The 23,380-nt window shown below is 63.0% G+C and carries 23 protein-coding genes; 5 read left to right on the forward strand and 18 right to left on the reverse strand.

Translation table 11 applies throughout. From position 1 onward, the window contains the following. Positions 1–92: 92 nt before the first annotated feature. Both RDM88_RS02170 and RDM88_RS02175 read right to left on the reverse strand, forming a co-directional pair. Complete coding sequence (locus RDM88_RS02170; RefSeq protein ID WP_308752772.1) at positions 93–1,493, reverse strand: amidohydrolase family protein; 1,401 nt, start codon at positions 1,491–1,493, stop codon at positions 93–95. 10 nt (positions 1,494–1,503) lie between these two features. Continuing rightward, a complete protein-coding gene (locus tag RDM88_RS02175) occupies positions 1,504–2,820 on the reverse strand; it encodes a solute carrier family 23 protein (protein ID WP_308752774.1) in 1,317 nt (438 codons plus the stop codon). 371 nt (positions 2,821–3,191) lie between these two features. Between RDM88_RS02175 and RDM88_RS02180 the strand changes: the two genes are divergently transcribed. Further along, positions 3,192–4,259 (forward strand): LacI family DNA-binding transcriptional regulator, encoded by a 1,068-nt coding sequence (locus tag RDM88_RS02180; protein WP_308752776.1) that lies wholly within the window; start codon positions 3,192–3,194, stop codon positions 4,257–4,259. A gap of 16 nt (positions 4,260–4,275) precedes the next feature. Continuing rightward, on the forward strand, positions 4,276–5,397 hold the full coding sequence (locus RDM88_RS02185) for a hypothetical protein (protein ID WP_308752778.1): 1,122 nt from the start codon (positions 4,276–4,278) through the stop codon (positions 5,395–5,397). A 60-nt stretch (positions 5,398–5,457) separates the two neighbouring features. Here the strand turns inward: RDM88_RS02185 and RDM88_RS02190 are convergent, their stop codons facing one another. From RDM88_RS02190 to RDM88_RS02240, 11 genes are all read right to left on the reverse strand, one after another. Continuing rightward, positions 5,458–5,592: a hypothetical protein gene (locus tag RDM88_RS02190; RefSeq protein ID WP_308752780.1), complete on the reverse strand. Its 135-nt coding sequence runs from the start codon at positions 5,590–5,592 to the stop codon at positions 5,458–5,460. A gap of 217 nt (positions 5,593–5,809) precedes the next feature. Then, positions 5,810–6,871: a substrate-binding domain-containing protein gene (locus tag RDM88_RS02195; protein ID WP_308752782.1), complete on the reverse strand. Its 1,062-nt coding sequence runs from the start codon at positions 6,869–6,871 to the stop codon at positions 5,810–5,812. Between the two features lie 58 nt (positions 6,872–6,929). Beyond that, positions 6,930–7,937, reverse strand: coding sequence for an ABC transporter permease (locus RDM88_RS02200; protein ID WP_308752784.1), 1,008 nt, complete (start codon positions 7,935–7,937; stop codon positions 6,930–6,932). A 3-nt stretch (positions 7,938–7,940) separates the two neighbouring features. Continuing rightward, on the reverse strand, positions 7,941–9,464 hold the full coding sequence (locus RDM88_RS02205) for a sugar ABC transporter ATP-binding protein (protein ID WP_308752786.1): 1,524 nt from the start codon (positions 9,462–9,464) through the stop codon (positions 7,941–7,943). 23 nt (positions 9,465–9,487) lie between these two features. After that, a complete protein-coding gene (locus RDM88_RS02210; protein ID WP_308752788.1) occupies positions 9,488–10,474 on the reverse strand; it encodes a hypothetical protein in 987 nt (328 codons plus the stop codon). A 2-nt stretch (positions 10,475–10,476) separates the two neighbouring features. Then, positions 10,477–11,232 (reverse strand): SDR family oxidoreductase, encoded by a 756-nt coding sequence (locus tag RDM88_RS02215; protein WP_308752790.1) that lies wholly within the window; start codon positions 11,230–11,232, stop codon positions 10,477–10,479. Between the two features lie 19 nt (positions 11,233–11,251). After that, positions 11,252–12,421, reverse strand: coding sequence for a pyridoxal phosphate-dependent aminotransferase (locus RDM88_RS02220; protein WP_308752792.1), 1,170 nt, complete (start codon positions 12,419–12,421; stop codon positions 11,252–11,254). Between the two features lie 17 nt (positions 12,422–12,438). Beyond that, positions 12,439–13,179 (reverse strand): MBL fold metallo-hydrolase, encoded by a 741-nt coding sequence (locus RDM88_RS02225; RefSeq protein ID WP_308752794.1) that lies wholly within the window; start codon positions 13,177–13,179, stop codon positions 12,439–12,441. 19 nt (positions 13,180–13,198) lie between these two features. Then, a complete protein-coding gene (gene thrC / locus RDM88_RS02230; protein ID WP_308752796.1) occupies positions 13,199–14,437 on the reverse strand; it encodes a threonine synthase in 1,239 nt (412 codons plus the stop codon). Beyond that, positions 14,430–15,650 (reverse strand): M20 family metallopeptidase, encoded by a 1,221-nt coding sequence (locus RDM88_RS02235; RefSeq protein WP_308752798.1) that lies wholly within the window; start codon positions 15,648–15,650, stop codon positions 14,430–14,432. The genes thrC and RDM88_RS02235 overlap by 8 nt, the downstream gene beginning before the upstream one ends. Before the next feature lie 9 nt (positions 15,651–15,659). After that, entirely contained in the window at positions 15,660–16,118 is a 459-nt protein-coding gene (locus tag RDM88_RS02240; RefSeq protein ID WP_308752799.1) for a RidA family protein, read from the reverse strand. Between the two features lie 291 nt (positions 16,119–16,409). Here RDM88_RS02240 and RDM88_RS02245 point away from each other — a divergent pair, with 291 nt between their 5' ends. From RDM88_RS02245 to RDM88_RS02255, 3 genes are read left to right on the forward strand one after another with little or no spacing between them, the layout of a single operon-like run. After that, positions 16,410–17,063 carry a helix-turn-helix transcriptional regulator gene (locus tag RDM88_RS02245; protein ID WP_308752801.1) on the forward strand — a complete coding sequence of 218 codons (654 nt, stop codon included), beginning with the start codon at positions 16,410–16,412 and terminating at the stop codon, positions 17,061–17,063. 9 nt (positions 17,064–17,072) lie between these two features. Beyond that, a complete protein-coding gene (locus RDM88_RS02250) occupies positions 17,073–17,738 on the forward strand; it encodes a bifunctional 4-hydroxy-2-oxoglutarate aldolase/2-dehydro-3-deoxy-phosphogluconate aldolase (protein WP_308752802.1) in 666 nt (221 codons plus the stop codon). Positions 17,739–17,742: 4 nt separating this feature from the next. After that, on the forward strand, positions 17,743–18,771 hold the full coding sequence (locus RDM88_RS02255; RefSeq protein ID WP_308752804.1) for a 2-dehydro-3-deoxygalactonokinase: 1,029 nt from the start codon (positions 17,743–17,745) through the stop codon (positions 18,769–18,771). Positions 18,772–18,859: 88 nt separating this feature from the next. On the opposite strand, the gene RDM88_RS02260 is transcribed toward RDM88_RS02255, so the two are convergent. From RDM88_RS02260 to RDM88_RS02280, 5 genes are all read right to left on the reverse strand, one after another. Then, the gene (locus RDM88_RS02260) at positions 18,860–20,143 is read right to left on the reverse strand and encodes a TRAP transporter large permease (RefSeq protein WP_308752806.1); all 1,284 of its coding nucleotides are present in this window, start codon (positions 20,141–20,143) and stop codon (positions 18,860–18,862) included. Continuing rightward, positions 20,140–20,643, reverse strand: coding sequence for a TRAP transporter small permease (locus tag RDM88_RS02265; RefSeq protein ID WP_308752810.1), 504 nt, complete (start codon positions 20,641–20,643; stop codon positions 20,140–20,142). Before RDM88_RS02265 ends, RDM88_RS02260 begins: the two co-directional genes overlap by 4 nt. A 147-nt stretch (positions 20,644–20,790) precedes the next feature. Continuing rightward, complete coding sequence (locus RDM88_RS02270; protein ID WP_308752812.1) at positions 20,791–21,867, reverse strand: TRAP transporter substrate-binding protein; 1,077 nt, start codon at positions 21,865–21,867, stop codon at positions 20,791–20,793. A gap of 92 nt (positions 21,868–21,959) precedes the next feature. Beyond that, positions 21,960–22,940, reverse strand: coding sequence for a hypothetical protein (locus RDM88_RS02275; RefSeq protein ID WP_308752814.1), 981 nt, complete (start codon positions 22,938–22,940; stop codon positions 21,960–21,962). A 45-nt stretch (positions 22,941–22,985) separates the two neighbouring features. After that, entirely contained in the window at positions 22,986–23,366 is a 381-nt protein-coding gene (locus RDM88_RS02280) for a RidA family protein (RefSeq protein ID WP_308752816.1), read from the reverse strand. Positions 23,367–23,380 lie beyond the last annotated feature (14 nt).

A 23,380-nucleotide genomic window follows, 5' to 3' on the forward strand; every position in this document is an offset into this window, starting at 1 on the left:
CCCCCGCCATGCAGAGGCACACCCTCCGCACATTCCAAAGAATGTGCGGAGGGTGTGCTTCCTTGCGGGGCGATATCGTGAATGAGAGGAGGTCAAACCAAGTCGGCTTTCAACCGGGGTTCCCGGATGGACGCCTTCGTCAGCAGTTCCTTGCCGACGCGGTTGACGAGCCCGCACGTTTCAGTCTCGTCGATGCGGGTCAGCCTGCCGTCCCTGACGACGGTTTCCCCGTTGACGACGACGTCCTTCACCATGCGGGGGTCGCCGCTGATGACGATGCAGGCGGCGGGGTCGTTGCACCCGCCGGCATACTGCAGCTGGTTCCAGTCCATGACGACCAGGTCGGCCGCCATTCCGGGCGCGAGGAAGCCGATGTCGTCGCGGCCGAGCGTTTTGGCTCCGCCGGCCGTGGCGAGGTAGAGGATCTCCTCCGGCCCGACGGCGTCCCGGCCCCAGGTGAGCCGGTTGACGAGATAGGCGCTGCGGATTTCCTCCATCATGTTGGAGGAGTTGCTGCTGGCCGCGCCGTCCACGCCGAGGCCGATGCGGCTGACGCCCGCCTTGAGATACGCGGGCACGGGGCTCACGCCCGAATTGAGGAACATGTTCGAGATGGGGCAGTGCGCGATGCCGGTATTTGTCTCCGCCATCTGCCGCACCTCCTCCTCGTTGATGTGGACGCAGTGCGCGTAATAGAAGCGGCTGCCGAGCAGGTCGTGCTGCCGGAACCATTCAAAGGGGCGGCAGCCGAATTTTTCGAGGGTGAACTCCGTCTCGTAGCGGCTTTCCGCCAGGTGCCCATGCACGAGCAGGTCGTATTTTTCCGCGAGGTCGAGCGCGGTGCGCAGACTTTCGAGGGTGCCGTACTGCGGCATGCTGGGCGCGACGCCCACCCGGCACATGGAAAACCGCGACGGGTCGTGGTAGCGCTTCACGAGGCGCTCGGTATCCGCGATGATCTCCTCCGGCGTGCTGATGATTTCCGGGGGGACGATATTGCTCACCAGCGATTCAAAGCCGCGGTTGGGGTGGAAGCGGATGCCGATCTCCTCCGCCGCCAGAATCGTCGCCTCCACGAGCCCCTCCACCGGATGGGGGTAGAAGAGGTCGTTGGAGGTGGTGCAGCCGGTTTTGAGCGCGTCGCCGAGCCCGGCGTAAACGCCCGCCCGGGCGACCTCCGGGGTCAGGTCCTTGAAGATTTCAAACATTACCTGGAGCCACGGCTCGAGCACCAGCCCGTTTGCCACGTTGATGTTGCGGATGAGCGACTGCCAGGTGTGGTGGTGGACGTTGACGAACCCCGGGAGGATGACGCGCCCGGAGGCGTCGACCACCTCGTCGATGGGGCCGGCCTCACGGTGCTTTTCCGCGAGGCGCTCGCCGACGTCAAGGATTTCGTTGCCGCGGATCAGCAGGTCGCCGTGGCGGTAGCGGCGGCGGTCGCCGTCCATCGTCAAAATCCAGTCGGCGTTCTGGTAAAGGATGGTTTTCATAATGGCCTCCCTATTCTGATACGGTGTCTTTCGCCTTCTTCTCGGCGGGGATCAGGATGCTGAGCAGAATGGCGGTGATGGCGGTTCCGGGCAGGCCGCTGAGCATCGAGGTGACCCAGAAGGGGAAGGCCGCGAGGCTGTCGGCCACCGCGCTGAACCCGATGCCGACCGCCAGCGAAATCCCCACGATCGTGGTTTCGCGGTTGCCCATCTCGCAGTTCTTGAGGATGTTGATGCCGGAGAGGATGATAACGCCGAAGGTCATCAGCGCCACGCCGCCGAGCACGGCGTTGGGAATGAGGGTGAAGATGGCGCAGATTTTCGGGCAGATGCCGCAGAGCATGATCAGGATGCCGGTGATTGCGGTGATAAAGCGGCTGGTGACGCCGGTGAGGCCGCAGAGGCCGATATTTGCGCTGATGGAGATGGTGGGGCAGAGGTTGAAGAGGGAGCCCAGCACGCTGCTCACGCCCTGCGCCAGGATGCCGCCGCGCTGCTCCTTGATGGTCGGCAGGCGGTTTTCGGCCAGGTTGGCCGCGGTGGTCTGGTCGCCGAGCAGCTCCAGCAGCGCGACCAGGCAGAGGAAGGTCACCGTGACGATGGTGCCCAGTTCAAACCGGATGCCGAAATGCAGCGGCTGCGGCACACGGAACCATGCGGCGTTGATGATTTCGGAGAAGTCCAGCCTGCCCATGAACCCATAGACGACGGTCATCACAACCATCGAGAAGAGCGCCGCGCATTTCTGCACAAAGCCCGTGGTGAAGCGCTGGATGAGCAGGGTGAGCAGGATGGTGCCGGCGGCCAGCAGGTAGTTGCTCAGGGAACCGTAGTCGGCGCTCCCCGTTCCGCCCGCGCAGTATCCGATCGCCACGCCGCACAGACTGATGCCCAGGATGGCGACGATCGTGCCGGAGATGTAGGGCTTGACGAGCTTCGCAATCTGTTTATAGAGACCGCCCCAGATCAGCAGGCAGAGGAGGCTTCCCACCAGGCAGGCGCCGGTAAAGGTGTCGAGCCCATGCTGGGCGGCGATCGCGATGCCGGGCGCGACAAAGACAAAGCTGTTGCCGAGGAAGACCGGGAGCCGCGCGCCGACGGGGCCCACGCCGATCGACTGGATAATGCTGCCGATACCGGCGACAAAGAGGCAGGCGGCGATCAGGATGGTGATTTCAGAGGCGGAGAGCCCGAGCCCGCCGCCGATCAGCAGCGGAATCGGGACGGTGTTCAGCAGCAGGACGAGCAGCTGGGTGAAGCCGAGCGGGATCGCTTCCCGCAGCGGCGGGCACTGGTTCAGCCCATAGCCGTTTTCGATTTTTTTCATCATCGGTTTCCTCCTTACCCACGAATGACTCGTGGCACACACATAATCAGCTTTTTGGCGCACGCCGCGGGAATTCGCGCGCAGACCCGCGGATGAAAATGAAATGTAACAAATAAACTTGTTACATTTACAAAATACCACATTGCCAAAATCCTGTCAATCGTTACATCGACAGAAATAACCGCGCTTTTGTTATGGAAAATGCTTAAATTTGGGCAAATTTTGCACAATTATTCCGGAGGAGATTTTTAAACGGCTTGGATTTGTCATGTTGTTTTTGATGTAACATATCGGTGTTACTATATTGTGTTTCAATGATTACCCGGAAACTTTCCGCAGAATACTTGATGAAAAGGGATTGCTGTGTTAAGATGGAAAAAAGACTTGATGCGTCCCAGAAACGGCAGGTGAAGCTTTTGAATATCCGGGAGATCGCGCGGCAGGCGGGGCTTTCCATCGCCACCATTTCCCGCGTCATCAACCATCCCGAAACCGTCGCGCCCGAGACCAGGGAGCGCGTTTTGGGAATCTTGGAATCCTGCAACTATTCGCCCAAGCTGGCCGCCAAGCCGCCCCGGAAAAAGACCGGCGCCGTCGTCCTGATCGTTCCGGTCCTGCCGCGGTATTACGGCATCCTTTCCGGCATCCGCCAGGTCCTGCAGGCCAACGGCTATCAGCTGACGATCTGCGAGACGAGCGGCTTCCGGGGCGGGGAGAACGGCGCTGTCCGCGCGGTCGCGGCCGCCCGGCCGGACGGCGTGATTCTGGTGCGCGGCTCCGAAGCCCCGCCGGAACTCGGGCCGCTCCGCCAGGCGGGGATCCCCGTCGTCCTGGTCGGGAAGTGCGCTGACGCGGAGAGCGAAAACAATTGCAGCATCAACTTCCAGGACGCCGCCGCGAAGCTCACCGCCCACCTGATCGATATGAAATACACCCGCATCGCGCTCGTGCAGACCGAGGCGGACTACCCGGAAAAGCCGCAGATTACGGCGGGCTTTTTGCAGGCGCTCGCCGTGGGCGGCCTGGAAGCGGGCGGCTGCCCCATCCTGGAAACGGAGGACAGCGTGCGGGGCGGGTACATCGTCCTGAAGGAGATGCTCGCGGAGGGCGAGGCCCTGCCGCAGGCGTTTTTTGCCGCCGGCGACGGCATCGCGATCGGCATCATGAAGGCGGCGCAGGAGGAAAAGCTCGCGATTCCCCGCCAGCTGGCGGTCGCCGGCTTCACGGATTCCGAGATGGCCACGGTCGTATGCCCGGCGCTCACCACGGTGGAACACCCCTATGAGCGGCTGGGGACGGTGGCCGCCCGGCGGCTGATCGACCTCGTCGAAAACAGCGAGCTCTACGACATCGAAACGCAGGAGATCGTGCTGAAATCCAAGCTGAAGATCCGCAAGTCCTGCGGCAACAAGAAGAACATCTACGAGCAGTTCGAGTGAGGGGAGGGGAAGCGGAATGCGCACATCGGTTGAATTCATGGGTCTGCCCCTGAAGAATCCGGTCATCGTGGCGGCCGGTCCCTGGTCACGGGACGCCGCGTCGATCCAAAAGGCGATTGACGCGGGCGCGGCCGCCGTCGTCACCGAGACCATCACGCTGGAAAAGAGCCAGCTTCTCCGGCCGCGCATCTACCGGCAGGAGGGGCGGCTCCTCAACACGACGCTCTACAGCACGCTGTCGTTCGAGCAGTTGGAGCGGGAGCTGACACAGGTGCGGAAGGGGGACAGCTTCCTGATCGGCAACATCCGCGGCGGCACCCCCTCCGAGCTGGCCTATACCGCCACGGCGGTGGAACGCTTCGGCGCGGACGCGCTGGAGCTCTGCTGCTTCACCCCCATCGGGACCAAGATGGAGAACATCGCCATCCACCCGCATGAAATCTACGAGATGATCCGGCAGGTCACCCAAAAGGTTTCCGTCCCCGTGATGGTGCGGCTGCCGCACCATGCGGCGTCCTCCCGGGAGTTCGTCCAGGCGGTGGAGCGCGCCGGGGCGAAGGCGGTCAGCGCGATTGAAACCCTCTCCGGGCTCATTGGGGTGGACGTCGAGCGCGGCCGCTCCCGGACGCCCACGATCGGCGGGTATTCCGGACCGCACATCCGTCCGGTTTCCCTGGCCGCGACCGCCATGCTCAGCCAGCTCGCGGACTGCCAGATCGCGTCGATGGGTGGAGTGGAGGACGCGCTCAGCGCGCTGGAATTCCTCATGCTGGGGGCCTCCGTTGTCCAGTTGGGCTCGGCGGTCCTGCTGGAGGGATACGACCGGATTACCCGGACGGTGGAGGACCTGGAGATGTGGATGAGGGAGCACCGTTACGGCTCGGTCGAAGAGCTGCGCGGGATTGCGCTGGATTCCCTCTCCCCCTTTGAGGAAATCCTGCCCCGGCAGCTGCACGTCTCGATGGATTCCCCCTGCGTGCAGGGCTGCACAGGCGGCGGCTGCCCCTGCGCCGCCGCCTGCCTGGACGGCGCGATCGTCCGGGAGGAGGGCCGCGTCAGAGCCCTCCGGGAGCGCTGCTCCGGCTGCGGGCTCTGCGTTTCGCTCTGCCCGGAAGGACATTTTTCGTTGAGGAAATAGACCGGATTAAAAAAAGAGGCCGCTGAACAAGTTCAGCGGCCTCTTTTGATATGGTTGGTTTTACGGGTTGACGAGCGCGGGTCCGTCCCCTCCGTTCACCCAGGCGAAGATTTCCCGGATTTTGCGCTCATAGTCGAGAAGATAGGCGGCGTGCGAACTGAACCCGAAGGTATCGGGCTTGCTGTTGCAGACCACTTTTGTTTTTTACCGCATGGGAATGCGGCCGGCTGCAGGATGCCTGGGACGGATGATACGGTCCGCCGCCAAATCGTTGGGGGCGGCTTTTTGGAAAGGTCCGCCAAAATTCCGGTCGGGCTGCCGCAGAAAAACCGGAACGAAAGGAAAAGCGGCCCCGCATTGCCGCGGGGCCGCTTTTGCGTCAGGAGGGGAAGTCTCTCGTGATGGGGAAGCCCTACTGGAGGTATTCCGGCATGGCCTCCTTGTAGTTGTCCTTGGTGACCATGATGCAGCTTACGGCGGTCTCCTTGGGAGGCTCCTCACCGTTGACCATCATCATGATGTGCTCCGCGCTGATCCGTCCGACCTCGAGGGCGGAGAAATACGCGGCGGCCTTGAAGCAGGAGCCCTTCTCGAATTCCGCGGGAGCCAGATAACCGCCGAGGCCGACGGTGCAGGAGCCGTCCGCGAGGCCGGCCTGCTCGATCGCGCGGGTCGCGCCGACGGTCCCCTCGTCTCCAGTGGTGAGGACCATCCACTTTTTGATCTGCGGATTGGCGACGATTACGCCGTTGGCGGACTGGAACGCCACGTTCAGGTCCATTTTATAGTCGGTCTTGAAGATGTGGTCCGCAGGGAAATCGGGGAGCATTTCGGCAATGATGTCGAGCTGGCCCTCCGACCGGGGGATGCAGCTGGTAACCGTGTCGGTGGTCATGATCATGATGCCGCACTCGGGATCGTCGACCAGGTTGTTTTCCTGCATGTAGTTGACCATCCACTTCGCGCTCTCCTGGCCGATCATATAGGCGTCGATCCCGACCCACGGGGCAATCTTGTTGCCCGCGTCGTCGATCAGCGCGTCGTCGGCGGCCAGAACGGGGATGCCGGCCTTCTCCAGTTTTTCCACCGCGACCTGCGAAAGCGTCTGGTCGGGCGGGCAGCAGATGACGCCGTCCACCTTCTGCGCGATGACAGTGTCGACCATCTGAAGGAAGAGGTTGCCGTCGTCCTTGGCGTCGAGATACATCCAATCCTTGGCGCCGAGCTCCTTCACCTTTTCGCCGGCGGCCACGCCCTCGTTGATAAACCAGGTCGCGTCGGCGAACTTGTAGATCCCGGCAATGACGACGTCCTTCTTTTCGGCAGGCGCCGGCTCCTCGGCTTCGGGTTGGGCCTCAGGGGCGGCCGCCGGTTCGGAAGCGGGAGCGGGCTCCGCGGGGGCGGGCTGTGCGCAGGAGGCCAGCAGGGTGACCGCCATGACCAACGCGAGCAGAATGGCTAATGTTCTTTTCATACTAGTTCTCCTCTCATTAATACCGATAGTGACCACGCGGCAGAGCCGCGCTGACGACTTAGTTGGCGCCGGAACGCCCGGCCTCGATGCTCTGCATCAGCATCTTCTTCTGGTGCTTGCTGCGGCGGTAGAAGTCGAAGGCGAGCGCGATCAGCAGGAGCAGGCCGCGCGCCACGGTCTGCCAGTAGACCTGGACCTGCGCCATGATCAGCCCGGTGTTGAAGCACTGGAGGATCAGCACGCCGAGGATCATCCCGCCGACCGAACCCACACCTCCGGACATCGCCACGCCGCCGAGTACCGACGCGGTGATCGCGTCGAATTCGAGCCCGGTGCAGGAGGAGGGCTGGCTGGACTGCATGCGCGCGGCAAGCAGTCCGCCGCCGAGCGCGGAGAGCCCCGCGCTGATCATAAAGAGGATGGTGGAGATCTTTTCGGGATTTAAGCCCGCCAGCCGGGCGGCGTATTTATTCCCGCCCAGCACATAGACGCTGCGTCCGAAGAAGGTTTTGCTCAAGACGACCGCGGAGACGATGAAGGCGAGGATCAGTACCAGCACCGGCAGGTTGAAGATGCCGAGGACCTGCTTGGAGCCGATGTCGGTAAAGGATTTGTCGGAGATGAAGACCGGCTTCCCTCCGCAGAGGATATAGCCCAGCCCCCGGAAGATCGACATGGCCGAGAGGGTGACGATGAACGGCTCCAGCTTGAGCTTGTTGACGCCCATCCCGTTCAAAAAGCCGATCAGCAGGCCGATCAGGACGACCAGCGGGAGAATCAGCATGCTTGGCACGCCCATCGTCAGCAAAAGCCCGGCGACGACCGAGGAAAAGGCGGCGATCGAGCCGGGCGAGAGGTCGATCAGGCCCGCGATGATCAGGTAGGTCTCGCCGATTGCCACGAGGCCGGTCAGAGACGCGGAGGTGAGGATGTTCAAAAGGTTCTGGGTGCTGAAATAGTTTTTGTTGATCACCGTAAAGACCACGACGATGACGAACAGGGCCACCATCAGGCCGATTTTTTCCACGAATCCGCTGTTTTTCAAAAACGATTTTTTCTGCTCCATCGCTCAATCCCCTCCCAGCATGGCGTACTGCAAAATGAGTTCCTCCGTGGCGTCCTCCCGGGAGACCTCGCCGGTGACGCGGCCCTCCCGCATGACGATGATCCGGTCGCTCAGCCCGATGATTTCGGGGAGCTCCGACGAAATCAGGATGACCCCCTTGCCCATCCGGGCGTATTCGCAGATCATCTTGTAAAATTCCGATTTGGCCCCCACGTCGATCCCCTTGGTGGGTTCGTCCAGAATGATGACGTCGGGGTTGGTCTCGTGCGCGCGGGCGACGACCGCCTTCTGCTGGTTGCCGCCGGAGAGCTCGAGAATTTTTTTCTGCGCGTTCGGCGTGCGGATTTTAAACTGTCGGATTCCGCCCTCGATCAGCTGCGTCTCCCGTTTGGAGTCGATCAGCAGGCACGCGCTGCGCAGCCGCTTCAGCACGCTGATGGAGATGTTCATGCCGACCGAGAGGGTGGGGATGATCCCCTGTTCCTTGCGGTCCTCGGGGCAGAGGGCGATCCCGTTCGCGATGGCCTGCGCGGGCGAACGGTTTTCGATCTTCTTGCCGCCCAGCAGAACGGTCCCTGAGAGGGTCGGGTCGGCGCCGTAGATCGAGCGCATAAGCTCGGTGCGCCCCGCGCCGACCAGCCCGGAAAAGCCCAGGATTTCGCCCCGGTGCAGCTCGAAGGAGACGTTTTTCACATAGTAGTTGCAGAGATCCCGCACCTCGAGAACGGTTTCGCCAATGGATTCGCTGCGCTCGAGCGACTGAAACAGGTCCCCCAGATCACGGCCGACCATCATGCGGATGAGATCCTGGTTGGTGCACTCCTGCCGGTCGACCTCTGCGACCAGCTGCCCGTCCTTGAAGACAATCACCCTGTCGACGATCTGCTCCAGCTCCTTCATCCGGTGGGAGACGTAGAAAACGATCTTCCCCTGCGCGCGCAGCTTCCGGATGATGCGGAAAAGCACGTCGATCTCGTTGTCGGTCAGGCTGGCGGTGGGCTCGTCGAACGCGATGACCTTCGCGTTGCGGATGTACGCCTTCATGATTTCGACCATCTGCTGGTGGGCGGTGGAGAGGGTGCGCACACGGGCCGCCGGGTCGATGCTGACGCCGAATTCTTCGATGACCTTCCGGGTCTCCGCGAGCATTCGGCCATAATCGATCAGGTGGTCCTTCCCGCGCGCCCAGCTCCCCAAAAAGACGTTTTCCGCGACCGTCATGTCGAGGATGACCTGGCGCTCCTGATAGATGACGCTGATGCCCGCCTCAATCGCGTCCTTCGGGCAGGTGAAATGCTGTTCCCGGCCGTTGAGCAGCACCTCCCCGGAGGTCATGGTATAGTCCCCGTTGAGGATTTTCAAGAGCGTGGATTTCCCGGCGCCGTTCTCTCCGACGAACGCATAGACCTGGCCGCTTTCGGCGCGGAATGAAATCCGGTCAAGCGCCCTGACGCCCGGGAAGTACTTGCAGATCTCCCGGAACTCCACGACGTTTTTGGCCGGGGACTTTTGAGCCTCTTCCTTCATTCCTCATCCCTCCATTCTGTCTGTCATACTTGAGTAAACCGGATCCCTCTGCCGCCGGGGGCCGCCCCATGCGCGTGCCCCGCGCGGAAGGAGATCCACCAGGAAAACTGCCGTCCGTTTCCCGCCCAGCCGGTGTCCTCCGCACTGCGCTCGGTCAGGAGGATGGATCTCTGTGTGGACGGTTCAGGCGCGATCTGCCATTCCTCCGGGCCGTCGGCCCGCGTGTCCATCCAGATTCCCAGAAAGGGGAGCCGGTCGGGCGGAAAGGTGATCTCGACCGCGTAGCGGGACTTCGGCGCCCACAGGGCGCACCAGCCTTTGGATACCGTCCGGGAAAGGACATATTTGCAGCCCATTCCCGCGGGAGGCATCCGGGTGAGGTCGAGGGTCCCCCCGCCCTCAAGCGGGAGGCTTCGGAGCGGGGCCTCCCGGACGCGGGAGGGGACGAACCCTTCTGCGCAGGCGATATCCGCTTTCGCCGCCCCGCCGGGCAGGAGGACCTCCATGCCCGGTTCCGCCCGGAAGAGCGGATGAGCGGCCCAAAGGAAGGGGAACTCCGGCCCGCCGGCATGCCGGACGAGATAGTCCATCCGGACCTCCGATCCGTTGAGACGGATATGCTTTTCAAAATAACAGGGAAACCGGCGGCTGCGGTATTGCAGGCTTACGCCGTCCTCCGTCCGCCGCGCGCTCAGGGCCCGGTACCAGACCTCCCCGTGGTCCGGCAGGCGGACCCGCCGCCCGTCCGCCGCCTCGACGGTCACCGCGGCGGCGTTGGGGAACATGTCGTCGATGCCGGCGCACTCCGCGTCTTCAAAGCACAGCCCGCGGGGGACCGGACGGAGGGTGTCCCCGGGGCGCTGGTAAAGCAGCTCCCGGCCGGCGCGCTTATCAAAGAGGGAGGCGATGTTCCCGCCCCGCCCGGGGAGCACCAGCAGGCGCAGCGCTTCGTTTTCCAGCCGCAGGCAGGGGGCCTGCTTATAGCTGGCGGGGGCGACTTTTACCGCCACCGCTAAACGAACATGTTCTCCGGCACGCACGCCAGCAGCGCGCCGCCGTCGATATCGATGGTCGCGCCGGTGATGTAGGCGGCCTTGTCGGAGGCGAGGAAGACGATGCCGTCCGCGATTTCCGACGGGTCGGCAAACCGCTTGAGCGGGATACGCGGCTCCGCGGACCAGATGGGGTTCTGTTTGTCCCAGCCGATGTCGGTGTAGCCGGGCTGCACGGTGACGACCCGGATGCCGTAGGGGGCGAGTTCCATAGCACAGTTTTTCGTGAACTTGGAAAGCCCGGCCTTGGCCGCCGCGTAGACGGAGCAGTCGGGCCAGCAGCCGACGGCGTGGTTGGAGGAGATGTTGATGATCACGCCCTTGATGCCGCGCGAAATCATCTCCTTCGCCGCGCGCTGCGCGCCGAAGAAGTTCCCGCGCAGATCGGTGTTGATGACCGTCTCGAACAGTTCGGGCGTCGTCTCGAGGAAGGGGGCGGTGAGCCCCACGCCCGCGTTGTTGACGAGCAGGTCGATCCGTCCGAAGGCCTCGAGGAAGGCGTCGTACATCCGCCGGATGCTTTCGAGGTCGGAGACGTCCGACCGAATTGTCACGGCGCGTCTTCCGAGGCCCTCGATGATGGCGGCGACCTCGCGCGCGCCTTCTTCGCGGCTGTGGTAGGTGACGCCGACGTCATATCCCGCCTCGGCGAGGCGGATGGTGGCTGCGCGCCCGATGCCGTGGCTGGAGCCGGTGACCAGTGCGGTCTTTTGCATAGAATCCACCTTCCTCTTATCAGAATTCCACGTGAGGCAGCCGGGCCGCGAACGTGCGCAGCCGGCGGATTGCCTCCTCGATGTTTTCCACCGAATTTGCGTAGCTGAAACGGATGAAGCCCTCTCCGGAGTCGCCGAAACAACTACCGGGCGTGCATACGACGCGGGCTTCCTCCAGAATTCGTTCACAGAGCACCGCGGTGTCCATCCCGAACGCGCGCACGTCCGCAAAGGCGTAGAAGGCCCCCGCGGGCATTGCACAGCGGATTCCGGGAATGGAATTGAGCCCCGCGACCATCACCTTCCGGCGGGCGTCGTAGATTTCGCGCATGGCGTCCGCCGTCTCGAAGTGCTCGACAGCCCATTGCGCGGCGTACTGGCAGGGGGTGGCGACGCAGGCGTTCAGGTACTCCTGCAGCTGGGTCATCTTGGCGATCAGCTTTGCGGGGCCCATCGCGCAGCCCACGCGCCAACCGGTCATGGCGAACGCCTTGGAGACGCTGTTGACGACCAGGGTGCGTTCCTTCATGCCGGGACACTCCGCGATGGAGGCGGGAGGGACGCCGTCGTAGATCAGCGTCCGGTAGACCTCGTCGCAGACGACCAGCAGATCGTGTTCGACCGCCACCCGGGCGATCTCCTCCAGCTCCGGGCGACTGAGCACCACGCCGGTGGGATTGCCGGGCGTGTTCAGCATCAGGACCTTGCTGTTGGGGGTCAGGGCCTGCCGGACGCGCTCGGCGCTGACCCGGAAGCCCTCCTCGGGGACGGTGCGGATGCGGCGGACCTCCCCGCCCACGAATTTCGCCAGTTCAAAGTAGTCCAGCCAGACGGGGTCCTGGACGAGGATGCCCTCCCCCGGCTCGATGGTGCACAGCAGGGCGAGCGCGAGCGCGTTGATCGCGCCAACCGTCACAATGACCTCCGTTTCGGGGTCATAGGAGAGCCCGTTGGCAAACGGGGAAGCGGCGATCGCCCGGCGCAGGCTCGGGATGCCGTTGTTCGCGGTGTAGTGGGTTTTGCCGTCCCGCGCGGCCCGGTCGGCCGCCTCGACGGCGCCCGCGGGGGTCGGGAGGTCGGGTTCCCCCATTTCGAGGTGGATGACGTCCCGCATCCCGGACGCGCGGTCGAAGAGCTTGCGGATCGGGCTTTTCTGCATCTGCCCGGCGCGCGTGTTGATCCATTCCATAGCGGCCCTCCCTGTCGTCACAAAAGCGTCGGCGGGATACTGAATGAACGGAAGCCGTCGGCGGCTTTCCGGACCACACGGTCCGCGCGGTTCAGGACCGGCTGCAGGTGGCCGGGGAAGAGCGCGTCGACCGGAAGTCCTTCCAGCCGCAGGATGCTCTCCCGGTAGCGCAGCAGGTCGGAATCGAAGGTGCTGAGCAGGTTGATCCTGCCGCCAAAAAAGAGAACGTCCCCGGCGAACAGGACCTGTTTTCCGTCCACCCTGCCGTAGAGGCAGAGCCCGCCGCCCGTGTGCCCGGGCAGGACCAGGCAGGTAAGCTCCAGCCGCCCCAGCCTGAGGCACTCGCCGTCGCCGACGATTTGCCCGGCGGCCGCGCCGGGGAAGGAGAAGCCCTCCGGATAGAGTCCGGCCTCTATGTATTCCGCCATCGTGCGGTCGAGCAGGGGCTGGTCCCCGAGCACGCGCGCCTCGTGCGCGTCCGCCACGAGCAGCGCGCCCGTCCTCCGGAGGAAGTGGGGGATCCCGGCGGCATGGTCGGCGTGCGCGTGCGTGACGACCAGATAGCGGATGTCGGAAAGCCGGTATCCATCCGCGGCGATCTCCTCTTCGATTCGGGCGTTGTCGAGATTCACCCCGGCGTCCACCAGGATGAGCCCCTCCCCCGAATCGATCAGCCAGGCGTTGCAGTCGAGCGGGTGGGTCAGCCCGAGGCCGTTATCCCCCGAGGCTGCGAGGGAAATGCTGTGAGTAATCTTCATGCTCCGTTCTCCCTTCCTGTCAAACGGCTGCCTCCATCGCGTCGATAACCCGGTTCAGCTGCGCCGTGTCGATCCCGACTTCGGCGGGGCGGGGCATGTGCCTCGCGGCGAGCTGAAGGTCCTTGAGCCCGCTGCCCGTGACGACGCAGGCGGCAGTGTCGCCCTTCTGCATGACGCCCTTTTCCCGCAGCTTCTTTGCCGCGGCCAGCGTGGTCGAGCTGGCCGCCTCGGCGAAGATTCCCTCGGTACGCCCCAAAAGCCGCTGGGCCTCCAGAATTTCCGCCGACGAAACCGATTCGCTGTAACCGCCGGAGTCGTAGATCGCCTGCAGGGCGGTTTCCCCGTCGAGCGGGTAGGCGTCGGCGATCGCGACGGCGATGCCGGCGGGGTTCTCCACCCGTTCGATCTGCGAGGGCGTTCTGCCCGCGCGGAAGGCGTTGACGACCGCGCAGCAGCCCTCCTCCTGCGTTCCGACCATCCGCGGGAGCTTTTTGACGAGCCCCAGCCGGAAGAGGTCGAGGTATCCCCGGTAGATGCCCGACAGGATTCCGCCGCCGCCGATCGGGACGAAGAGCCAGTCGGGGACCTCCCAGCCGGACGACTTTGCCATCTCGTAGGCGATCGCCTTTTCCGAGTCGGCCTGGAAGGGGTTGTAGGCGCTCGCCGTCGTCACGTTGTGCCAGCCGCGCTCCCGGTATACCTTGGCGATGAGGTCGATGCAGTCGGTCACCGAGCCGCGCACGAGGATCACGCGCGCCCCGTAGAGCTGGATCTGCGCGACCCGTTCGGGCGGGGTGGAGGCCGGCACCATGACATAGCAGGGGATGCCCGCCCGGGCCGCGTAGGCCGCGGCCGCGGCGCCCGCGTTGCCCGCCGAGCCGATCACGACGGCGGTCGCGCCGAGCGCCTTCGCCTTGCTGATGGAGATGCTCATGCAGCGGTCCTTGAAGGTCCCGGTGGGGTTCAGCCCCTCGTTTTTGATGGACATCTGCCGGATGTCGAAAGCCCGGGCGATCCCGGGGGCCGGGACGAGGGGGGTAAAGCCCTCGCCCATCGTAACCTTTTCGCACTCACGGCCGATGGGGAAAAATGGCTCGTAATCCCAGTACCGCCGGGCGTTTCGCAGGGCGGAGCAAAGCGCGTCCCGCTGGTCGAACGAATAATCCGTGTTCAGGATGCCGCCGCAGGAGGGGCAGCGGTAGGCGTCGCCTTCGCACCTCTCCCCGCAGCTTCTGCAGACGAGCGAATAGTTACCCATGATGATCCTCCTGTACGGTACCCAGATACTCCACGACCATCCGGGCGAAGATTTCGGCGCCCCGCGCCAGCTGGTCCAGCTCCACGTACTCGTTTGTAATGTGTGCCTGCCGGATGCTGCCCGGCCCGAAGATCAGCGCGGGAATCCCCATCCCCTCCATGAGCATCGCCATCTCGCAGCTTGCCAGAAAGGGTTTTAGCGCCGCCCGCTCGGGCTCGCCGGGAGAAACCGCGGACATCATGGCTTTGACGAGCGGGTGCTCCGCGTCGATCTCGCCAGGCGGGCAGTTGGTGGTCATCTGCAGGGTGCAGCGGCATCCCTCTTCCACAGCCGAAACTTCATCGATCAGCCGCTGCGTCTCCGACAGAATCTGGTCCGCCGTTTCCCCGGGCAGGTAGCGCCTGTCGACGCGCATATCGCACCGTTCGGGGATAGAGTTGAGCTCCCTTCCCGCCTGGAGCATGGTCACCGTCATGGTGGAGTGGCCGAGCAGGCGGGACTGCCTTTTGTCGAGCGTGCCGGACTGGAACGCCCGGATTTTTTTGACCATTTCTGCCGCGTGCACGATCGGGTTGACGCCCATTTCCGGGCGGGAGGCGTGCGCCCGCCGGCCTGAGAAGGTCAGCCAGAGCCCCATCACGCCCTTGTGTCCCAGGTTGATTTCCAAATCCGTGGGTTCCCCGACGATGCAGGCGTCAGCCCGGACGCCCGACTCCAGCAGGCGGCGCATCCCTTTGTTGCTGGTCTCCTCGTCCACGTCGAGCGCCAGCAGGACCTCCCCGCGCAGGGGCACCGCGCACTGCCGCAGGACTTCGAGCGCGTGGAGCATCGCCGCGATGCTGCCCTTCATGTCGCAGGCGCCGCGTCCGTAGAGCCGGTCCCCGCGGACCTGCGGCTCAAAGGGCGGGGAGTGCCAAAGCTCCTCCGCGCCGGGCGGGACCACGTCGATGTGCCCGCTGTAGAGCAGGGTCTTGCCGCCGGGGGCGCCCCGCATGCGGATGAGGATGTTGGAGCGCCGGCCCTCGACCGGCTGCTCCTCCGCTTCGAGCCCCATCTCCGCCGCGATCCGCATCAGGAGCTGCCCGGCGCCGTACTCCATATCCCCGGAAAGGTCGCTGCGCTCCCGGATCAGGCGGCTGGCAAGCTCGGCCACCCGCTTTTTTGAAACCGTGCGGTGGATGGCGTCCCGCACGCTGTCTGTACAGCGGCGCATGGCGGCCCCTTACGGTTCGAGATAGGCGACGACGTCGACCTCGACCGACGCCCCGTCGGGCAGGGAGCCGGCGCCGATGGCGATGCGGGAATGGCGGCCCTTTTCGCCGAACGCCAGCTCAAAGAGCTCGGAGGCGCCGTTGACCACACGGGGCTGCTGGGTAAAATCGGGGTCCGCGTTGACGAATCCGGTCACACGGACGATGCGCAGCCGGTCGAGGTCGGCGACCGAGCGCAGCTCGCTGATGCAACGGATCGCCGCGATGCGCGCCGACTGGTAGGCGTCCTCGAGCGAAATCTCCGTGCCGACCTTTCCGGCGTAGAGCAGCTTCCCGTCAACGGTGGCCGCCTGCCCGGACGCGAAGACTAAATTCCCCGCGGTTTGGGCCGGGATGTAGCTCGCGACCGGCACGGGGCAGTCGGGCAGCGTGATGTGATGTTCCGACAGCTTTTTTTCCACATTGGTCATGGTTGGACCCCCTTAATAAGCTGACAATTTGTCTTGTAAACCGAACAAATTATCTTTATTCTTTGAGGCCATTATAGTTTTATTGACTGGATATGTCAATATAATATTCAAAAAAATTGAAAATTAATCATTTCTTTTATGGAAATCGTCCATTTCATGTAAGCGGAGAAAAACTTTTTGTCTTGAATATTTGTGGGAAACACTTTACTTTTTGTTTTGAACTTGCTATAATATTCCATAACAAATCGGCTGTTTGAGCGGTAAAATTTTTCGAGGATAGGGGAGACTGATTTGCGACTGATCAGCGAGGAGTTTACCTTCTGGCGGGACCTGCTGTCGATGCTGGAGGCCCAATATGGAAGCAACTGCGAAATTGTGCTGCACGACCTGACAAAGGATTATAACCATACGATTGTCGATATCCGCAACGGCCACATCACCGGCCGCAAGATCGGCGACTGCGGGAACAATCTGGGGCTCGAGGTCCTGAGCGGGAACACCAAAAACGGAAACCGCTACAATTACATCACCCGAACCGATACCGGAAAGATCCTGCGCTCCTCCACGCAGTTCCTGCGTGACGACGACGGGAAGATCATCGGTTCCCTCTGCATCAATATGGACATCACCGAATCGCTCGCGTTTGAAAAGTTCCTGCACAACTATAACGGGACGGGCGATCCGGCGGTCGAGGTGCGGGAGTTCTTCACCACCGACGTGAAGAGCCTGCTCGAATGTCTGATCCAGGAGGCGCAGCTCCCGATCGACAAGACGCCGGAGCATATGGACCGGGCGGATAAGCTCAAATTCCTGGAATACCTGGACAGCAAGGGCGCGTTTTTGATCACAAAGTCGAGCGAGCGCGTCTGCGAATACCTGGGGATTTCACGCTATACCCTGTATAACTATCTGGATTTGCTGCGCTCCAAGCAGGAGCAGGATTAGGAGGGAAAGATGGAAAAGGTCTTGCGGGAGCTCCTGTCCGGCCGGCTGGTCGCCATTGTGCGCGGCGTCGGTCCCGGGGAAATCGTCGACACGGCGCGCGCGCTCGCGGCGGGCGGAATCCGCGCGCTGGAAATCACCTTCGACCACACGAGGGCGGACGGAACCGCGCGGACGCTGGAATCCATCCGCCTGCTGAGGGAACGGATGGACGGGGAACTCCTGCTGGGGGCGGGGACCGTCCTCGCGCCGGAGGAGGTGGATCTCGCGGTTGAGGCGGGCGCGGAGTACATCATCTCACCCGACACCAACCCGCTGGTCGTCCGCCGCACCAAGGAGCTTGGGAAGGTCTCGATGCCGGGGGCGTTCACCCCCACCGAGGCGGTGGAAGCGCATCGCTGCGGCGCGGACATCGTCAAGCTGTTCCCCGCGGCGCTGCTCGGCCTCGATTATTTCAAGGCGCTGCGCGGGCCGCTGGGGCATATCCGCTTTTCCGCCGTCGGAGGCATTGACGACAAAAACGCGGCGGACTTTTTGCGTGCGGGCGCCTGCTGCCTTGGGGTCGGCGGGACGCTGGTCTCGCTGCCCGCGATCCGTTCGGGGCAGTACCAGCTGCTGACCGATGCCGCCCGCAGGCTGTGCCGCGCGGTTTCCGCTGCCGCATCGGGTGAGGGGTGACGCAATGGAACGCTATATTCTGACGATCGATTCCGGAACCAGCAATACGAGGGCGGTCCTGTGGGATATGGACCGCCATGTCGTGGACATGGCGAAAAGCGGCGTGGGGGTCCGGTGTACGGCGGCTGACGGGCACAACGGACAGCTGAAGGAGGCGGTCCGGGGATGCCTGGAGGAGCTCCTGCGCCGGAACGCCGCCGCGTGGGAACAGGTGGAACGCGTCATGGCGAGCGGGATGATCACCGCCGACGTCGGGCTGGTGGAGGTCCCGCATCTGACGGCCCCCGTCGGGCTGGAGGAGCTCTCCGCGTCGCTGACGCCCGTCCGTGTCCCTGACGTCTGCCCGCTGCCGATCTATTTCATCCCCGGCGTCAAAAACCGTGTCCCCGGGGTTTCCCTCGAATCCTTTGAGGCGATGGATATCATGCGCGGGGAGGAGGTGGAGGCCTGCGCTCTCATCGAAAGGCTTGGAGTGCGGGGGGAGGCGGTCCTCGTCCTTCCGGGCTCCCACACCAAATTTGTCGCCGTCGGGGCGGACGGGAGGATCACCGGCTGCCTGACCACCATAACCGGGGAGCTGCTCGCCTCGATCATGCACGATACGATTATCGCGGATTCGGTGAAGCGCACCTTTGTGGAGGCGGACACCTACCGCCGGGAGATGGTTCTGCGCGGCTGCCGGGCCGCGCAGAAGGTCGGACTCAGCCGCGCCTGCTTTTCCGGGCGGATCCTGAACCAGTTCGCGGTGAAGGACCACACGCTGATCGCGAACTTCATCCTCGGGGCGGCGCTGCAAAACGACCTGTATGCGCTTCGGCATACCGCGGCAATCACCTGCGGGCCGGATGCCCGGGTGATCGTGGCGGGGAAGAGCCCCTTCCGCGAAGCGTTTGCCGACCTGATGGAGCAGGAGGGCTGCTGGCGGAGCGTGCGGACCTATGAGCCGGAGGGCGGCGCGCCGCTTTCCGCGCTGGGGGCGTACCTGCTGGCGGAGGCGTCCCTTGCAAAAGAGGCGGGCGCGAAGGACAACTAGGAAACAAAAAAACGCGCTGCAATCGGACCGATTGCAGTGCGTTTTTATATTGAATCCGAGGGCGGACGGCCCGTAAACCTTGCGGCCGCTACCTGAGCAGATTCGGCAGGAACATGATAATATCCTCAAATACAATCAGCAGGGCCAGCACGACGAGCGCGCAGCCGATATAGGCGAACAGGTGCCGGTTGATGACCCGTTCCACCTTTTCCCCGCAGAGGCTGACCGCCGTGTAAAGGTTGATGCCGACGGGAGGGGTGAGCATGCCGATGCCGAGGGTGATGACCATGATGACGCCAAAGGCGACCGGATTGATGCCGTAGGCGCCGAGCATGGGCGTCAGGATAGGCGCAAGGATCATGATGGCCGGAATGGTCTCCATAAAGGTGCCGACAAATAGCAGGAGCAGGGTGACAAGCAGGTAGAACATGAACCGGTTGGAGGCCACGCTCATAATCGCGTTGCCCACAATGACGGGGATTTGCTCCCGTGTCATAATAGCGGCGAACACGGTCGACGACAGGACGATGAACATGCAGATGTTGGTGGTGATGACCGTGCGGCGGACAATCTGCAAAAGCCCCTTGAAGGTGAGCTGGTGGTAGATAAAGGTGCTCACCAGCAGCCCGTAGGCCACGGCGACGACGGCCGCCTCGGTCGGCGTGAAGATGCCCAGATAGATGCCGCCCAGGATGATGACGGGCATGCCCAGCGCCCACAGCGCGTCGACAAAGGAGCGGCCGACCTCCTTCAGGGAAAACTTTCTGGTGGCATGCCGCATGTGCTTCCTGCCCCAGAGGACGGCGTACACCGACATGCCGCCTGCGAGCAGAAAGCCGGGGATAAACCCGCCGAGAAAGACGTCGGTGATCGCCACGCTGCCCACCGAGATGCAGTAGAGCACCATGGGGATGCTGGGCGGTACGATAACCCCCAGCCAGCCTCCGCTGGCAATGGTGGCCAGGATAAAGGGCATCGGGTACCCATCCTCCTTCATCGAGGGAATCATGATCGACCCGATGGCCGCCACCGTCGCGGGAGCGGAGCCGGAAATGGCCCCGAAGAACGCGCAGGCGAGAAAGGACACCACGGCCAGCCCGCCGGGCAGCCAGCCCACCAGTGAGCGCGCCAGGTTGACCAGCCGCTTGGAAACGCCGCCGGTATCCATCAGGTTGCCGGCCAGGATAAAGAAGGGGACGGCCATCATCGAATAGCTGTTGGCGGACGAAAAAAGGCGTTGCACGACAATTCCGAGGGGGATGTCGGTCAGGGTCATGATCGGCACGATGCCGCCGAGCAGCAGGGCGATGGCGATCGGGCAGCCGATGAGCAGGACCAGAACGAAAACCCCGAAGATAAGCGTAACCATCATAGGGCATCCCCGCCTTTCTGGCCTCCCAGCGGATGGGTGGCCGTGAGATAGTCGCTCCAGAAGAGCATGGCCGACCGCAGCGCGGAGAGCGTCAGGCCGAGCGCCATGACCGTATAGATGACGGCCATGGGCATGCCGGTCGTCACGCTGTACTGCGGGCGGGCCAGGCTGCTGGCAACATAGAGCCAGCTCAGGACGCTGATAAAGCCGAGCGTTACGGTTGTGATGACATCCGCGATGGCCATGACAACGCGGCGCAGGCAGCCGGGCAGCTTGTCCACGAAGATGGTGACGCCCATATGGCTCCGCGTGCGCACGCACATGCTGATGCCGATGAAGACGATGGTCACCAGAAGATAGCGCGAGATCTCCTCGCCCGCGATATTGGGGACCTTCAGCACATAGCGCAGGACAATGGCCAGCAGGACCGAGACGGTCATACCCAAAAGGGCGAGGGCGGACATCGTCATTTCAAACAGGTCCAGATACTTGTCAATCAATCGGATGATTCCGGATCCCCCGGACTCGTTTTCCACTTGCATAAGGAACCTCCCAGAGTGTGATCTGTTCGCCCGCGCCCGGAGCCGGGGGGCGTCAGCTGCCTGAACGCCGCCCCGGCCCGGTCTTTTCCGCGGTCCTGTATCCGTTTATACCTTGTCCGCGTTCACCAAGTCGATCAGTTCCTGCGGTACATACTTGGGAACCATAGCGTCCAGGCACTTTTGCTGCAGGGCGTCCTTCCAGACGTTGCGGTCGGGGCGGATGATGGTGACGCCCTCCTCTTCCATCACAGCGGTCAGGCTGTCGATGCTTTCGGCAAGAACCTGGCGCTGGTAGGCGGTGGCTTCCACGCTGGCCTGCGTCAGGATGTCGCGGTATTCCTCCGGGACGCTGTTCCAGGCGCTTTCGCTCATGGCCGTCATGATGGAGGTCGGAAGGGGATCGACCAGCGTCATATAGTCGGTCGTCGTGTAAAATTTGTTGAAGTATGCGACGACGACCGGCCAGGTCCCGCCGTCAAGCGTGCCGTTCTGCAGAGCGGTGAAGACCTCGCTCATGGCCATCGGGACGGGGTTCGCGCCCAAGGCGTTCATATAGGCGATCAGTCCGGGGCTCTCCATCACGCGGATGTTCATCCCCTTCGCATCCTCGGGCTTTTCGATAGGATGCCCGTTGTTGATGATGTTGGAGAAGCCCGCGTCGGAGAGGGTCAGGATGTGGATCCCCAGCGGGAGGCACTCCTCCTTCAGCTTGTTGCCCAGCTGACCGTCCATGACCTTGTACTCATGCTCATAGCCGTCAAATAAGAAGGGGATATCGAATACCATAAAATCGGGAATCCAGGCGGTCATGGTGGCGGTGGAGCCAAGGTAGCCGTCGACGGTGCCCATCTGCATTCCCTCGATGAGCTCGCGCTCATCTCCCAGCTGGGACGAGGGGTAGATCTCGATCTGAACGGCGCCGTTGGTCCGCTCCTCAACCAGCTCTTCAAACTTGGCGATGCCCTGGTGCTGCGGGGTTCCGGGCGCGAGGACGTGTCCGAATTTCAGCGTGACGGCGCCGTCCGGGACGGGCTGCGCGGGAGCTTCCGTGTCAGACGGGGCGGCCGGCGCATCTGCGGACGAAGGCGCGGGCGCGGCCGGCTGTCCGCCGGAAGCGCCGCACGCGGCCAGCGATAGAATCAGGGCAAGTGCTGCCAAAACAGCGAAAACTTTTTTTAACATGGGTGATAACTCCTTTCAAAAGCAGGGTTCCAGATTTGATCGATACTTTGCAAAAGCGTATCCGAGCGTCGGCTTCCGGCTCGTGCCGCGCTTTAATCGGCGATCTTTGCGGGGAAGAGGTCGTCCACCGTGATCCGGGGCAGGCACAGGCCCTGCTCCTTCGCATACCGCAGCATCGTCTCAAGGACGTGCCGGTTGGCCTCCACCCCGTATGGCCAGAAGTCCCTTCCCATCAGGTCCATGGCCCTTTCCGCTTCCGAAAACGCCCAGGGCAAGGTCACCGGCAGTGTGCCCATCCGGGTCAATTTTGTGATCGCGGTCTCCTTTGCCCGGGTGAACGCGCGATAGAGGCTCTGGGCCGCCCAGGGATGCTTCATGTAAATTTCCCTTTTGATGACGACGACGTGCATGATCGGGAAAATTTTGGTCCGGGCATAGTAATCCGTTTCCATTTCCCGGTAGTTCTCCCACAGCCTCGCGATCTCCCGGCCGTCGTAACAGCCGGGCTTGCGGGGATTCAGCAGGACGTCCAGTTCGCCGTCTCTCAGCATGCCGCTCAGGCATTTGCCGGGGGGGGGTCTGTGGATTTTGACGCCCGGAGGCGGCGTGAAATCTCCCATCCGGTCGTCGGGACCGGGCGCCTCGACGCCGCCGGTGAACCATTCCGCCTCCGCCGGAGAAACCTGGTATTCCTCCTGCAGAATCCCCCGGAGCCACAGCGCCAGGGTAGTGTGGTACTCGGAGACGCCGATCCGTTTCCCTCTGAGGTCCCGCGCCTCCCGGATGCCCGACCGCCTGTTGACGTAAAGATTGGAGTGCCGGAACGCGCGGGACAGGAAAACCGGGATGGCCACAAAGCGGCGGGGATTTTTGCCGCACTCCGTAATGTAATTGGAAAGCGACATCTCCGAAACGTCGAATGCCTCCTCCTTCAGCATCCGCCGGAAGATTTCATTCGGCTCCAGCACGATGCAGTTCAGCGAAATTCCTTCCGGCCGCACGGAACCGTCCCACAACGGCCTGGTCCGGTCGTAATCGCCGCAGGCCAAAGTCAGCCTGATGTCATCCTTCATACCTTCCCTCCCTCCGGCAGGCCGCGCGCGGCCGCTGAAAAGCCGTTACCGCTTTCCGCAATCCACGATCACTTCCACTTCCACAATCGCGCCCGGAACCAGACCGGTTACCTCGACGGCCGTGCTGGGGGGACGCGGCGCCGAAAAGTATTGGTTCCTGAGCTCCCGGAATTTGCCCAGGTTGTTGATGTCCTTCAGATACACGGTGAATTTGATGACGTCGTCCAGGACCGCCCCGGCCTCCTTCAGGATATTTTCGATGTTTTTGAAGATCCGGACCGTCTGCGCCTCAAAGTCTTTCTCCAGGATTTCCCCCTTTTCATTGCGTGCCGTGATTCCCGAAAGGTAGAGGACGTCCCCCACCCTCATCGCCTGGGAAAAATCCTCGGTTATAAACACTTCCTTGCTGACTACCAGTTCTTTCATTTCTTTTCACCTCC

It is taken from the genome of uncultured Anaerotruncus sp., assembly GCF_902490045.1.
Classification (GTDB): domain Bacteria; phylum Bacillota; class Clostridia; order Oscillospirales; family Ruminococcaceae; genus Anaerotruncus.